Annotated in this window: 6 protein-coding genes; all 6 read right to left on the minus strand. The window is 35.3% G+C overall.

What is annotated here, in order from left to right; all coding sequences use genetic code 11:
* On the minus strand, positions 1–4595 hold a 4595-nt coding region (locus B4N66_RS05900; RefSeq protein WP_291093126.1), incomplete at its 3' end, for a GEVED domain-containing protein.
* Between the two features lie 213 nt (positions 4596–4808).
* Positions 4809–7097 carry a T9SS sorting signal type C domain-containing protein gene (locus tag B4N66_RS05905; RefSeq protein ID WP_291093128.1) on the minus strand — a complete coding sequence of 763 codons (2289 nt, stop codon included), beginning with the start codon at positions 7095–7097 and terminating at the stop codon, positions 4809–4811.
* Positions 7098–7141: 44 nt separating this feature from the next.
* The gene (locus B4N66_RS05910; protein ID WP_291093129.1) at positions 7142–8830 is read right to left on the minus strand and encodes a GEVED domain-containing protein; all 1689 of its coding nucleotides are present in this window, start codon (positions 8828–8830) and stop codon (positions 7142–7144) included.
* A gap of 32 nt (positions 8831–8862) precedes the next feature.
* Positions 8863–11682 carry a hypothetical protein gene (locus B4N66_RS05915; protein ID WP_291093130.1) on the minus strand — a complete coding sequence of 940 codons (2820 nt, stop codon included), beginning with the start codon at positions 11680–11682 and terminating at the stop codon, positions 8863–8865.
* Between the two features lie 629 nt (positions 11683–12311).
* Positions 12312–12623 carry a DUF3467 domain-containing protein gene (locus tag B4N66_RS05920; protein ID WP_291093131.1) on the minus strand — a complete coding sequence of 104 codons (312 nt, stop codon included), beginning with the start codon at positions 12621–12623 and terminating at the stop codon, positions 12312–12314.
* Between the two features lie 4 nt (positions 12624–12627).
* The gene (gene rpoC / locus B4N66_RS05925; protein WP_291093132.1) at positions 12628–16935 is read right to left on the minus strand and encodes a DNA-directed RNA polymerase subunit beta'; all 4308 of its coding nucleotides are present in this window, start codon (positions 16933–16935) and stop codon (positions 12628–12630) included.
* Positions 16936–16984: the final 49 nt, after the last annotated feature.

The following is a 16984-nucleotide window of genomic DNA, read 5'->3' on the forward strand; positions in this document are numbered from 1 at the left end:
TTACAAACCGGTCCGTATGATAAATACGTTCCATCTGTATTTCTAACCGCCACTTCAACATTGTAAGTAGTGTTGTATTGAATGTTTGACAAATACGTCATTCTGAATTCTCTAATCGGACGATCAGTAGTTTGAACATCGATAGGATTCAACGTATTGGTTACTCTAAAGCGGTAACCTGTTGCAAACGGAACATTCACTGCAAAAACTGAATTGTTGATATTGGTCACCGTTGAATTACACTGAGAAGCCTGAATTTGTGTGGTTGTATCAGGAGTAAATACATTACATGGTGTTCCGTAGAACGGTTGCCATACGTTGTTAATTCTCACGGATACTTCAACCGAATATTCTGTGTTAAACGCATAGTTTGACAATTGAGTAATTCTGAATTGACGCAAAAATCTATCAATCGATTGTACTTCGTTCGTAGCCACATTGGTTACTCTAAAACGATAACCCTGAGCTCCCGGAACTATATTTGCAAAAACATAACTGTCGATAGCAGCTAACGTTTGTCCACATTGAGATGGTTGAACTACGGTTACAATTGGTGTACAGCCATTGTCTATTGTTCCATCACAATCGTTGTCTAAACCGTCGTAGCAGATTTCTGCAGCTCCGGGATAAACGGTGTTGTTGTTATCGTTGCAGTCGCCACCAACTAATACGTAGGTTCCTACAGGCTGAGTAACAGACTCGATCATCATAGTAGAATCACCATAAGTATCATTATCTGAATCAAGATACCATTTAAGGCTAACTACTAAAGTATAATCTTCAGATTGTCCAAAACCACCACCTGAACAGGCATTATCAATATCAGTGGTTTGAAATAACTTTTTAATTCTCATACGAGTAGTTCCGGCTAAAGCATTTGCTGGTACTTCAATGGTTGAAATTGCTTGAATAGCATCAAGACCTGTAGAGTTATTAATTGAACCGGCATTATATGTTTCTCCATCATCATTAAAATCTCCATCTTGATTCCAATCCACAAATACTCTAAAATTATTAGTAAATGAACCATCAGTATTTCCTTTTAAAGTCATTGAATAGGAATTACCTGCGGTCACATTTCCAGAAATGGAGATGAAATTTTCTAGAGAGTTGATATCCAAAGTACTTGATGAAGGATTGTTTATTCCAGCAAAATTAACTAAAGTAATAGGTTCAACTCCACCATTGTTAGTACCATAATTAACATTAGAGCAATAAGGAGCAAATGGATCAGCTTGAGTGGTAAAACTCCACTCAGCACAGCCAATTGCTTCACCACCTTGTATTGATTTAGGTACAATTCTCCAATAATATGTGGTAGAGAAAGCCGGAGCTGATGCATTATAAGTTAAGGATGTTGTATTTGTAACTAAAGCTAAACTTCCTGAAGTAGTTCCAAAATAAACGTCATAAGAAGTTGGTGCCGGTCCAGATACAGGAGCAGTCCATGACAGAGCAACAGTTCCAACGGTAACATCACTTGAAGCATTAGCCAGTGCACCTAAACCTGCACATTGAGATGGGTTTGGATTAACTGTAAGAACGCCACTAATACTTGAAGTTCCATTCCATTCATTAAATTCATAACCACCATAAACAAATGGACCTCCTGATAGTCTAAAACGAGATGCATAGTAATATGTACCGGGTGCTAAAGTTGATCCAATATTAGCTTGGTATTCATCATTATTAGAAACTTGTCCGGCATTATGAGTTGCAGGAATCCAAGTTGTCCATGTGTTTGGGTTTGTATTTTGACCCTGCGGACTTATACCTATCCAAGCTTCAATACCTGAAGCTTGACCGGAAATACCAGGTTCAACATCAGTTAATCCACCTTCATATACCTGTGCATAAACCGTTACAGAATTACCTGCTTGAATAGTAGCATTACCAGGGAACTGTAGATTAACATAATCCGGTTTTGCAGGCTCAGAAACACATAAAGTAAAAGTTCCTTGTGTCGCAATTGAATTAGACCAAACAACGATGTAATAATCTGTATTAGGAGTTAATCCTGAAACTGAATTTGAATAAGGTGAACTAGAAGAACAAATTTCTAAGTAACCTGTTCCACATCCGCTGTATAAACCAAACTCACAAGTACCTGTTAAACTGGTAAATGCAATGTTTACTGCTGAATTGTTTCCTGTATTGAATTTATAGAAAACATCTAAGTAGGTTCCAAATGCATCACAAGTTGTTTTTACCACACCTGGTGTAGCTGTTGCATCAATAGTAGTTCCTGTTGTAGCATTTGCTGGACAGTTACCAAATGCTTGAAGAGTTAAGGTCTCAACACCTCCACACTCATCATTAGCAGGTGGTTCTGGACAAGCAGTTTCTTCATAAATTCTCAAATTGAAGTTTCCTGTTGCCGTTGAACTCCATGGCCACACCTGTACATAATAGGTTTCTCCGGGAGTATATTGATTCTGACATAATGAAAGTTCAGGCATGAGTCCGTTCACATCATCACTACAACCTAAAGCACCTCCAGTAGCAGGACAAGATGACCATAATTGCATTACGGCATCTGTAATTGAACCTGAAGAAGTTGAAATAACAATTCTATTTCCGTTACTTGGAGCAACAAATTTTATCCAACGGTCCTTTTTGTTAGGATTACCGGTAGCATCACTACACGTTCCGGCGGGTCCGTCAGCAGTTGCTCCTGTTGTTAGTAATGTATTTACTGCAGAACCTACGTTAGGAGCAACTGCAATCGTAGCAGCAGTTGAACATGACTCACCTGCTACCGGCGTCGAAAAGGCGAATGGTCCAGCCCAAGTAGAAGATCCGTCTCCACCTGTACAATTTGTTCTTACGTATAAATTATAAGAAGTTCCAGCAGATAATCCGCTAGCATTGTCAACCGTCACTGTTGGTGCAGTTACGTTACCGGAATTCACAAGGCCAGTAGCTCCAGAACCACCAGCACCTGATGTTCTAATTTCCCAATCATATGAAGCGGCAGTACCAACAATCGGTGCAACCCAAGACAAATCAGCAGTTGAAAGTGTTATATCAGATACACCTAAGGATGTTGGAACACCGCAAGTGGGTGGCAAACTAATACTTAAACTATAAGAAGTAATGAATGCAGGAGCAGGGAAATTATCTACAACTAAATAATAAGTCAATCCCGCTGTTAATGTTGGTGTTAACGTTCTTGTTAAACCTGATGTGGATTGTGCATTTGCTACACATACACTTCCTGTCGTAAAAGGACAGCCTTGATATAGCATTATACCCGAATCATCATCAGTCGCAGTAGTTAGTAATATTGTGTATACTCCTGAAACAGTTGGTGTAAAAATATACGTTTTATCTTCAGCACCATAATAACTTGCACTTCCTGCCACACATGAAACATTAGTTGCTGTAACGTTGTTACCAGCTCCAGAATTTGTTAATCCAGTTGCAGAATATGGTAAAGTCGTAATAGTGATTGAACCGCCTCCTAAACCAGTTGGACATGACTTTCTTGTTGTAAAGGCGATTGGACCCGCCCACGTAGAAGAGCCATCGCCACCAGTACAGTTTGTTCTTACGTAAAAATTATAGGCTGTTCCTTCAGTTAAACCTGAAGTGTCATTTACTGAGACTGTAGGAGCTGTAACATTACCGGATGTTGTTAAGCCGGTTGAACCACTACCACCTGCACCCGAAGTTCTGATTTCCCAATCATATGAAGCAGGTGTACCTGTACTTGGAGCCACCCATGATAAATCAGCTGTTGTTGTTTGAATATCTGTAACGGCTAAAGTAGTAGGAGCACCACAAGAAGGTGGTGCAGGTGGTGTCCAAGTCAAAGTCAAACCACTTGAAGGCAAGACTGTTGTTGTTAATGCACAACTAGCACTGTTTGTTCCCCCAGTAGTAGTACTAGCCCAATTCGTCGTTGTGGTTCTATTATTAAAATCAGATGTCGAACTTCCTCTTAAACCAACTTGAAGAGGACGTGTCGATAAAGTCGTATTAGTTGTTGTACATGATCCATATACAATTTCAATTTTATTAGAACCTTCATAAAGTCTAATTTGAGTATTTAATACATCTCCTCCTCCTGCTGAATATCGAAAAGCACTAGACCACTGGCATACATATATTCTATTAGGTGCTGTTCCTAAAACCTCAGACCTAATGGTGGAATTTAAATCATTTGCCAATGCGGCAATTGCAAAATTTGTTGATCCTGAAGATAACGGAGTATAATTAGTTGTTGATGGTGCATTTGCTCCTAAAACTAAAAATCCATTTGATGTTGGTCTAGCTGTCGTATAACCGGTTCCATTGTAGGTAAATGTAAAAGGTATTACAAAAGAATAATTCGAATCATCAACGCCTGTACCATGTAAGGTCCCTCCAGTGATTGGCGTGTAAGTTCCAGATGTAGTAGCAAAAGTATAATTCGCCACTTGAGCAAAAGTCTCTTGACCAATTAATAAAAACATCGTCAATATAAATGACGATAGCCATGTTAACGAAAGAGAATTGGAAGAAAATGAGCTCTTGCGTTCACTTTGCTCCAATTTCTTACGATCGAACAGCGACCCCAATCCCGTGTTCAAAAAATTGTAGTTTGAATTCATAAATAGTTAATAAAATTAAATTAATACATAAAGTTAAGACGATTCTTAAAATAACCGTTAACAAAATATTACAAATCGATTAAAATCTTAAATCATCGACGAAATGCATTCAAAAAACAACATCCTCAAAAAACAACTATAGAAAATAATAAAAAAATAAAAAACTCCTCAAAAAATTGAGGAGTTCTTATTTTTTTGGTAATTTAAAAATATTTAAAACACTAATTTTTTTGAAATTAAATTATTGTTTTGGTCTTTAATTTTTAGAATCAAAACTTGGTTATTTTTTTCCATTGTATCAATAGTAAATTCAGAAGTATTCACTTGATCTTGGGTGAACAATATTCGTCCTTGAACATCATATACACTCAATGATTGCATTTCGACATTACCTGTATTTATTAGGATAGAATTATCTCTAACAAAAACTGCTACACCATTTGCATTTAATGATTCATCAATACTCATAGTTTCGTTTGTAAAACGCAAAACAAAACGGTTTTTGAAATCACCTGCCTCAGCAGAGAAAGTATAATCCGAAATACTCAGATTATGTATTGTTGATTCAAAAGTATCTTCTAAATAAACTAACTGACCTTCTTCAAATAGGCCATCTATTTTATTTAAAGAAATAGTATATTCTCCGGCTGAAACAATTTTAAAACCAAGCGGAATTGTATCTTCAATAGTAAATGGTAATGCTTTTGCTTGTATTGCATATTCTTCATTGTTAATTAACGAAGTTAACGCCACTTCAGAATCATCAATATAACGACCGTCAAAACGATCATTATCATTTGATGCTTCTTCTGCATATCCAACCAAAATTCTACTGAATACTCCACTATCATTTGTTAAATTTAACCATAAACGGTGCTTTTCAATTTGAGTAGGATTGGAAAATCTAAAAAATTGATTATTAAACTCATTAGACACTTTCATATCGCTGTTAAAAAACAACTCAGTAGATAATGCTTTTACTAAAAAGCCTTGTCCTACTTGAATAAAACCATTTGGATCATCACTAGTTTGTGAACCTGTACCTCCAAATTCTGTATATGTTGCATAAAAAGATCCTAATGGCCCTTCACCTGAAGAATCATTTAATCTTCTCCAAAAATAAAGCGTACCTTCAATATTGTCAATATTCTCACCCATAAAAATTTCGGCACTAACAACTGTTGGATAAGGATTTCCGACCAAGTTAAACCCTTGACCACTAGTATTTAGATCAACATTTACTACACCATTGGTGGGAACCCCTACAAAACTACCTTGCCAAAGTTGTGGTAAATTCGTTCCATTATTAACCACATGATTATTGCGTGATCGAATAAAATAACCTTTTCCAGGTTCAAAAGTTGTTGTTAAAGGGTCAATTGGTGAGTAAATATCGGATGAAGTATTATATTCATAAAAGCGACTGTCCACCGTTTGGGGAGAAAACTGTTTTAACGTTTGAGATCCAGTAAGGGGTGAAGACCACATAGTATAATCCAATCGAAAAATTTCAGAACTGTTACGTTTTACAGTTATTTCACCTTCATTAGGAAGTGCATCATCATTTAATTGGAATAAATTCGCATTATTTTGCACTACAAATGAACCTGAAGTACTATTATTAATTATGTTTTCGTAAACAATAAGATTATAACCTGAAGCCAAAGTATAGGTATATCCTTCATTTAAGGTGATACTTTTAACTTCAAACATGTATTCATTATTTTCGTCAGAAATAAAATGATCATCTAAAATTACATCATGATCTGCAGATGGGAAAATATCATTAAGCCATGCACCCTCTGACCAAATAGCCACGAAAGTTGGTTCAGCGAAAGTAGTAACCATAATTACATTTGAATTGCTACTAGTAACCGGTCCACTCCCACTATTTCCTTCTGCCCTTACTCTATAATAATATTCGGTAGAAGGATTTAATCCGGAAACAACTCTACTTGTTAAACCTCCTGAAACGAATAGATTATCATAACCCGCTAACATCACTGAAAAATCACTATACTCACTTACATCTAGGCGATATCCTGTAGCTCCAGGAACAGCAATCCATCTTGCTGAAAAAAAAGTGTCTGAAAGACCAGCGGGTGCTCCAGCAACTGGTGCAGATAAAACGCTAGTTGAAAAAGTAATTTCAGTTGTCCAATCACTGAATAAAGGAGCAGCCGTACACTGAAAACGCATATAAACTGAATAGTTTGTGTCTGATAGTAATCCGGAAACCGGTGAAGTAAAAAGTCCATCACTCACGGAACCACTATCTACTAAACCAGTAACTCCACTTCCCGGTAAACCTGAAGTTCTTACTTCAAAATTATAGGCTACACCCGGAGCAGAACTTGATTCAGTCCAGTTTAGAACTGCAGATATAGCAGTGATATCATCAACCACTATTCCAGTTGGTTGATTACATTGAGCATAATTGAACATTGTTACGAGTAAACTCAATATCAAAAAAGGTATTTTAGAATTAAATGGAAATTTCATAATAGTTATAATTTAGGAATATATTAGTAGGTTTTTTTTATTTTTTAATAAATTATTTTTTTTGCAATTTTTTGTCCGTTGGACAAAGTCACTTTTATAATGAATAACTGATTTGACGGATGAAATTCTGAAATTGTTAATTCCGTTTCGTTCTGCACTTTTTTATTCATAATTAATCGACCGCTCAAATCGAATATATCAATCTGTTGCATAGCTTCTTCTGTAACTTTGAAATGTATACCAGCTGTATTATTTGCAATTATTAGGATACTATCTAAAGTTGTAACTTCACCAATACTTAAATTTTCTGTTACAATCACAGTATAATCTTCTGCTTCCCCATTCTCAATAGAATCGCAAGGTGTAGGATAATCTGATGTATCAGATTGCTTTGTTCTTACTCTCATTATGGTAGAACCTAATAATGCATCGGCAGGCACTTGAAAACTTGCAACAACACCTGAACTAACATTACTCCCACCTGTTACCGAACCTAAAACAAATGATTCGTTCATTTCAAACTCACCATTTTGATTCCAATCAATCCAAGCCATAGTATAGTTAGTTCCTCCTTCTGTATTTACATTTGCAGAAAGGTTGACTGTGCTTTCTCTTTCTAATTCTGTTTGTACGGCTGTAAAATTTGTGTAGGCAGTAGTACTAGGAGATGAATTATTAATGCTTCCAATTGTCACATTCGTTATTCCAATTGCATTTTCATTTACTACTAAAGAAGTACAATAACAACCTTCGCCTCCAACAAGTAATGGAAAATCAAATACTGTTGAAGAAGCGATATCACACGTTGTTGCTCTACGGTAGTAGGTTGATATAGATTGTGAAGTTACATAAAACGCATCTGTAGCACCAGGAATATCAGACCATGGTCCATTATCGTTTGGTGATGATTGCCATTGGTATGACAAACCAGATTCTATAGAACCATTTTGAACTGAAAGTGTAAACGATTCACCTGAGCAATAAGGGCCAGGTGTAACTATTGTTTGTCCTCCTGATGGAGTAGTTTCACAAGGATTTGTCATTGTAAACTGCATATTAGGTCTTCTTCGTGTAAATAATTCAGGTAATAGATTCTCGTTTGGTAAGCTACACCCATTTAATTCAGAATCGTTAGTATAGTTTGCAGCAGTAACAATCTCTCCCATTGGAAAATTCTTTCCTTGTATAGAAAAACTTGTACCAAAATCTTCATTACTTCTACAAATCTCAACAATGATATTTCTGAAGCCATCCCATGCAAACGGTGTGTCTAGCTCAAATGTATACCAACCTAATTCAGTTATATTTTCAACTGAAGACTCATAATACACTGGTAAATTGTTAACTAGATTTGGTCCCATTTCAAAAGAGGTAGTCATCCCCATTTTTATTTTAATATTTTCAGGCTTCAAACTAGTAGGCAAACCAAGCTCAGTTATATTAATTGCCAATGAAACTACATTTCCGGAAATATTAAACCCGGCATTATATAATTCTTCCGCGTAATACATATATTGAGACCTGTTATTACGGTTTATCGTAGCAAAAGGCGAAACACCTAATGTATTGTAAGACTCCTCTCCATCTCCTAATGTATAAGTCTCTTGAGCTTTTAGGTCATTAAACATAAGCACAAAAAGAACAACAATGTATTTTATTGTATTAAGTTTTTTTATGGATAATAAAACATCTATTTTAGATGATTGATTCAGGATATTGTACTTTTTTATCATAGCAAATTTTTAAAGCATTAATTTTTTTTAATTTAGAATATAATTTTTTGTGTTGATTTTATGCCATCTTCTGTTTCAACTTGAACTAATAGCAATTGGTTATTTTTAGTAACATCAGAAATAATTATTTCAGAAATACCCAATTTATTTTTATCAAATAATAATCGTCCGGAACCGTCAAAAATCATTATAGATTGTATATGAATATCTTTTGATTTAATAACAATATCTGAATCATTGGCATAACAAAGAATACTGTTTTTTGTATTGAAAATTGGATTCAGGCTAAGCGTTTCATTAGTAAATCGCAGTTCAAAACGATCGTCAAAGGTTCCTGATAAACTTGTAAAAGCATACATACCATTTTTAATATCATGAAAAGTATTGGTGTATTTATCCATCAAATAAACTTCTTGATTTACAAAGAAGCTATCAAACTGATATAAGTTCAATAAAAATTCACCTGACAAGTTAGTGGTCAATCCTAATAGGATACTATCGTTAGAATTAAATGGTAAAGCTTTTCCTTGAATCGCTAATTTGTTTTCTCCAACTAAAGTATAAATCTTTACATCTCCAGAAGGTCTAATTTTTGAATCATATCCCCAATCTACATCATTGGTTGCACCTTGAATATAACCCACCATAGCTTGATTAAATTTTCCGCTTTGATGAATTATTTCTAACCATAAGCGATTTTTTTCAACTTCTTCCTGGCTGAGGCTACTTTCACTATTTCTAAAAAATTGAGAATTATCATATCCCGATTCTTTTTTTCTCATTTCATTGTTAAATGTCACGTTGCCTGACGATGCCCCACCTTCAATCATGAAACTTTGACCAGCACCAATAAATCTTCCTGGTTCAGTATTATTTGCACCTATATTATCAGCTGGAAAACCAATCGAGCCTGATAAATTGTAAGTAGCATAATCATCAGAACTATAATTTAATGCTTGTGGTGAGAATCCAGGATATGATGGAATTGCACTTGGAAGTGTGTTATGTGTCCAAAAACGAATAGTTCCATCTAAAATACTACTATTTTCTATCAAAAACTTGTCTGCGTCAATAGCTGCAGGATATGGATTCCCAATTAAATTCCAATTACCTGAACCACCTTGGGCAGGAACAGTTATTAAACCATTATTTGGCACTCCTTCAAAGGTTCCTGAAAATACAGTTCCGGTTCCTGATGCTGGATAACCGTTAGGTGCACGAATTATATATCCTTTTCCTGCCACCATTGGGGTATTTGCTATACCACCAACCCATGATTGCGGATTTGAACCAGTGGTTAAATGATTCCAATGATATATTCTATTTACTGGCGTTCCTGATGAAAACTCACTTGGTGTCATCCCTGATACCGGTGATGACCAATAGGTATAATCCAATAACCGAACAGGTTGTGAGTCTCTTTTGTAAGATATTTTTCCTTCATTTACAGCAGCATCATTTTCTTGGATTAAACTTGCATTATTTTCAAAAATCACAGAGGCATCTTCATGAACAAATAACTTTTCTTTTATAGAAATAACATCACCACTTCTTACGGTAAATGTTCCTGATAAAATTTGTAGACTGCAAGCTTCTAAAACATCGCTTCCGTTTACGGCTGTATCAAAATCTCCATGAATCCGAACAGGACTTGTTGGCAAAGGCTCACTTCCGAAACTCCAGAATGTACCATCCCACGTATTAATTCCTTTAACTTTTACAGGAAAAGATGATCTTGTTCCAACAATAGCATCAAAATCACAACCTACGTCTCTTTTATACCAAATATCAACTTCTGCTCTTTCTACAACTAAGTTGGCATTGGTTTCTCCTGGTATTGGTAAAAAATTATCATCATCAGCATATGAATACAACCATTGATAATTTAACCCAGTTGATTTCTCATCATTAATTACTTGTAAATTGACATTACCACCCAAACAATAATTCTCTGAGAAAATAATTGCTTGACCACTTGCCGGTGCTCCGGCACATTGAAAAGTAAAACGAATGTTAGGTCTGTATTTTCTAATTGACGCAGAAAGAGCACTTGATGTGTTATATGTAGTAGCAGGTCCAGAAACCGTCATTTCACAACCTGAAGTATAGCTAGAACCAGTTCCATTATTATTAACACTATACAAACTTCTAGTTAAAGTATAATCATTACTTCCTAATGGAGTTGTATGTTTAATTCCAGCAAATTGATATCTACCTCCGTTAAAAGCGGGACTTGCTCCAATTTTCGGATCCGCTTTACACAATTCTACAACGATACTATTAATACCATCCCAAACAAATGGTATATCTAGAACTAATTCCACCCAGCCTGTTTCACTAATCACTAAGTTAAATGAATTTTTCACCAACTGAAGAGGCTCTGCGAAAGGATCAGAAGATCCTGCCCATGTACAATAACCCTCTGGTGGCATTTTTATCCCCCATATCTCAGTTCCTCCATAGCCATCATAAGTAGCAATAGTGTGTCCCATGCTAATCTTAATATTTTCCATTTGATAACTTTGCAATGATGAAAGTCCAGAAAAACCAGTAACTTGAAAAGCAAGTGAAGTAATAACATTGTAACCAGAATCGTTCGCTAAGAAAAGTCCAGTTTCAGCAGCTTCATATAAAAATTGCACTCTTGTATCCTTTTTATTAGCTAAAAAAGGTGCCGTATACATGTCAAGTGTATTGGTTCCGATTGTTTGAGGAGCCCCCCCAATACCTTCTAAAACAAACTGACCATCTTGACCGCTTGTAGTATTCGCTGAAAAAAGCACGAGTAGTAGAAGAAAAAGTGCTTTGAAAGTAATGCACTGATTTTGAATCGAATTAAATTTATTTATCATTTTCATATTATAGGGCTTGTATTAAAATTTCATATTTCTTTATTTAAAATTATAACAATCTTGTTAAGCTAAGTTTTTACTTAGCAGTAATACTAAAAAACAATATAACTTTTGTGGTATTTGTTTGGTTAGCTCACATTATTTATTGTATAAATGTAAAATGTAGGTTTATTTAACATTTTTTAATAAATTATTGTTACTAAATTCTTAATAAAAACAAGAATAACACATTTTAGAAGCATTCTAAACTAATGTTAATTAATTGTAAATTAATATTTTACAACTACACCTGTCCTGATTTATTGGAAATCTTAATTTATTTGTCAAAATTACGCCACTTGTATGCACTAATAAATATTTGACGATGATATGTTAAAAAAATCGATGAAATGCACTCTTGTAGTATTAAATCGATATAATTTGCTCTTTAAAGATTTGGGGGAGATAAATCTATTTTGAAAGCAAAATTATACTTTTAAACAGTGCTAAAAAATACCTACAAATAGGTATTTTTTAAAAAGATTTATAAAATCATCTCAACCAAGAGGTATTATTTTGGATAAACCTCAGAGATTAAGAGCAAAAAAAACCTCCGATTTCTCGGAGGTTTAAGTAACTTTTAAAAATTATTATGCTTGACCTGTAGGACCAAAGCTCAAAGGAACTTGTGGTTGGTCGGAGTCTTTTATTTCGCCATGAGCTACTTCAAATCGGTGAATGTTTTCTCCAATTGCCTTCAACAAGCGTTTTGCATGCTGAGGCGTTAAGATAATTCTCGATTTCACTTTTGCTTTGGGAACACCCGGCATTAGTGTTACAAAATCCAATACAAATTCTGATGCAGAATGATTAATGATAGCTAAGTTGGAATAAATTCCTTCTGCTACTTTTTCATCCAATTCAATATTGATTTGCCCTGGTTGTTGATTGTTATCGCTCATGTTTTTAATAATTATATTCTTCTTTTGCAGCCATTAATTCGTTATAATCTTCCTTTGATCCAACGATGTTGTTGTCATATTCTCTCATACCAGTTCCGGCAGGGATTCTGTGTCCAACAATAACGTTCTCTTTCAAGCCTTCTAACGTATCTACTTTTCCTGCTACAGCTGCTTCGTTTAACACTTTTGTTGTTTCCTGGAACGATGCCGCAGAAATAAACGATTTTGTTTGAAGAGAAGCTCTTGTAATACCTTGAAGAACCGGCGTTGCAGTAGCTGTAATAACATCACGAGCTACAACAAGGTTTTTGTCTTCACGTTTTAACAATGAGTTTTCATCACGCAATTCTCTTGGCGTAATCATTTGACCTGGTTTCAAATTCTGAGAATCTCCGGCATCTTCAACAACTTTCATACCGAACAATTTATCATTCTCGATAATAAAATCTTTTGTATGAGCTAATTGTTCTTCTAAGAATAAAGTATCTCCCGGATCTTCAACTCTTACTTTACGCATCATTTGACGGATAACTACCTCAAAGTGTTTATCATTGATTTTTACACCTTGTAAACGATACACCTCTTGAATTTCGTTTACCAAATACTGTTGAACAGCAGATGGACCTTGAATTCTTAAGATATCTTCCGGCGTAATTGCACCATCTGATAACGACATACCCGCTTTTACGAAGTCATTTTCCTGAACCAAAATTTGGTTAGATAATTTTACTAAGTATTTTTTAATCTCACCAAATTTAGATTCGATGATGATTTCACGGTTACCTCTTTTAATTTTACCAAACGAAACAACACCATCAATTTCTGATACTACTGCCGGGTTTGATGGATTACGAGCTTCTAAAAGTTCGGTAATTCTAGGAAGACCTCCGGTGATATCGCCCGCTTTTGACGAACGTCTTGGGATTTTTACTAAAATTTTACCTGCTTTAATTTTCTCTCCATCATCAACCATTAAGTGAGCTCCAACTGGTAAATTGTATGAACGAATTAATTCGCCGTCTTTACCATAAATTAATAAAGTTGGAATTAATTTTTTGTTTCTACCCTCAGAGATTACTTTTTCTTGGAAACCGGTTTGCTCATCAATTTCAACTTGAAACGATTGTCCTTGTTCTAAATCTTCGTAAGCAATTTTTCCAGTGAATTCAGAAATAATAACTCCGTTATATGGATCCCATTTACAGATTGTTGTTCCTTTATCTACAGTTTGACCATCTTTTACAAAAATGGTAGAACCATAAGGAATGTTATGTGTATTTAAAACGATTCCGGTATTTTCGTCAACTAATTTCAATTCTGTTGAACGAGAGATAACGATGTCAATTGCTTTTCCATCAGCATCTTCTCCTTTTACCGTTTTTAAATCGTCTAATTCTAATCTACCTTTGAAACGTGTTACAATGCTTGATTCTTCAGACATACCACCAGCAACCCCTCCAACGTGGAACGTTCTAAGTGTTAACTGTGTACCTGGTTCACCAATTGATTGAGCTGCAATTACACCAACTGCTTCACCTTTTTGGGTCATTCGACCGGTTGCTAAGTTTCTTCCGTAACATTTTGCACAGATTCCTTTAGCGGCTTCACACGTTAATGGTGATCTTACTTCTACTCTTTCTAAAGGAGAAGCTTCGATAGCTTTCATGATTGCTTCGGTGATTTCTTGACCACCTTCAATCAACACTTCTAAATTCAATGGGTTGATCACATCTTGAAGAGCTACACGACCTAAAATTCTTTCGCCTAATGTTTCAACGATTTCTTCATTCTTTTTCAAAGCTGATACTTCAATTCCTCTTAACGTACCACAATCTTCTGTGTTTACGATAACATCTTGAGAAACGTCATGTAATCTTCTTGTCAAGTATCCGGCATCGGCCGTTTTCAAAGCCGTATCGGCAAGACCTTTACGAGCACCGTGAGTAGAAATAAAGTATTCTAAAATTGAAAGACCTTCTTTAAAGTTAGAAAGAATCGGGTTTTCGATAATTTCACCACCACCAGCAGTCGATTTTTTAGGCTTAGCCATCAAACCACGCATACCGGTTAACTGACGAATTTGTTCTTTAGAACCCCTTGCTCCAGAGTCAAGCATCATATAAACCGAGTTGAAACCTTGTTGGTCTTCACGGATATTTTTCATTGCTAATTCTGTTAATAAAGCATTTTTAGAAGTCCAAACGTCAATAACTTGATTGTATCTTTCGTTGTTAGTAATCAATCCCATGTTATAGTTCATGGTAATTGCATCTACTTCTTCTCTTGCATCCGCAATCAATTCTTGTTTTTGGTGAGGAATAATAATATCACCTAAACTGAATGATAACCCTCCACGGAATGCAAATTTGTACCCCATATCTTTCATGTTATCCAAGAAAGCAGCGGTTGTTGGCACATTCGTTACCGATAAAATTCTACCAATAATATCTCTTAAAGATTTTTTGGTTAAAACTTCGTTGATATATCCTGCAGCTTCGGGTACTACTTCGTTAAATAGTACTCTACCGGCAGTTGTTTGAATTAATTTGAATACTAATTCGCCATTTTCATTGAAATCTTTTGCTCTAATTTTTACACGAGCATTCAACTCTAATCTTCCTTCGTTTAAAGCAATATTTACTTCTTCGGCAGAATAAAAAGTTAAACCTTCACCTAAAATTTTATGTTCCGGTGTAGACAAACGTTCTTTGGTCATATAATATAGACCCAAAACCATATCCTGAGAAGGAACAGTAATTGGAGCTCCGTTTGCAGGGTTCAAGATATTGTGAGAAGCCAACATTAATAGTTGGGATTCCAAAATAGCTTCCGGTCCAAGAGGCAAGTGAACTGCCATCTGGTCACCATCAAAATCCGCGTTAAAAGCCGTACACACTAATGGGTGTAATTGAATTGCTTTTCCTTCGATTAATTTTGGTTGGAATGCTTGAATACCTAAACGGTGCAAAGTAGGAGCACGGTTTAATAATACCGGATGACCTTTGATTACATTTTCAAGGATATCCCATACTACAGGCTCTTTTTTGTCGATAATTTTCTTAGCCGACTTAACTGTTTTAACAATTCCTCTTTCGATTAATTTTCGAATAACGAATGGTTTATACAATTCTGCAGCCATATCTTTTGGCAAACCACATTCGAACAATTTCAATTCCGGTCCAACGACAATTACTGAACGAGCAGAATAATCCACACGTTTTCCTAATAAGTTTTGACGGAAACGACCTTGCTTACCTTTCAATGAATCTGAAAGTGATTTTAATGGTCTGTTTGATTCAGTTTTAACAGCAGATGCTTTACGCGTATTATCAAATAATGAATCTACTGCTTCTTGCAACATACGTTTTTCGTTACGTAAGATAACTTCAGGAGCTTTGATCTCCATTAATCTTTTTAAACGATTATTACGAATAATTACACGACGGTATAAATCATTTAAATCTGATGTTGCAAAACGACCACCATCTAGTGGCACCAACGGACGTAATTCTGGTGGAATAACCGGAATTACTTTTAAAATCATCCATTCCGGACGATTTTCTCTGTTTAGATTTGCTTCACGGAAAGATTCAACAACTTGAAGACGTTTTAACGCCTCAGTTTTTCTTTGCTTAGATGTTTCATTATTCGCAGCGTGACGTAAATCATACGACAATTCGTCAAGATTTGTACGAGCTAATAAATCCATAATACATTCAGCACCCATTTTGGCGATGAATTTATTTGGATCATTATCATCTAAATATTGGTTTTCCATCGGAAGTGTATCTAAAATATTCAAATACTCTTCTTCAGTTAAAAAGTCTAATCTTGATAATGATTCTCCTTCTGCATTTTGGGCAATACCTGCTTGAATTACTACGTATCTTTCGTAGTAGATAATCATATCTAATTTCTTAGATGGTAAACCTAAAATGTATCCAATTTTGTTTGGAAGCGAACGGAAATACCAAATGTGAGCGATTGGCACCACTAAATTGATGTGTCCTACTCTATCACGACGTACTTTCTTCTCAGTAACTTCCACACCACAACGGTCACATACGATTCCTTTGTAGCGAATTCTTTTATATTTTCCACAAGCACATTCATAATCTTTTACCGGACCGAAAATTCGTTCGCAGAAAAGACCATCACGTTCTGGTTTGTGGGTTCTATAATTGATTGTTTCAGGTTTAAGAACTTCTCCTCTTGATTCAGCCAAAATAGATTCCGGTGAAGCCAATCCGATTGTAATTTTATTAAACCTTTTAACGGGATTTTTATCTTTATTATTTCTATTATTCATCATAGTCAATAAAATTTTGTTGTTTTTGTTTCAAGTTTTAAGTTTCAGGTTA

Origin of the sequence: Flavobacterium sp. UBA2787, assembly GCA_002352205.1 — a bacterium.
Lineage (GTDB): Bacteria > Bacteroidota > Bacteroidia > Flavobacteriales > Flavobacteriaceae > Flavobacterium.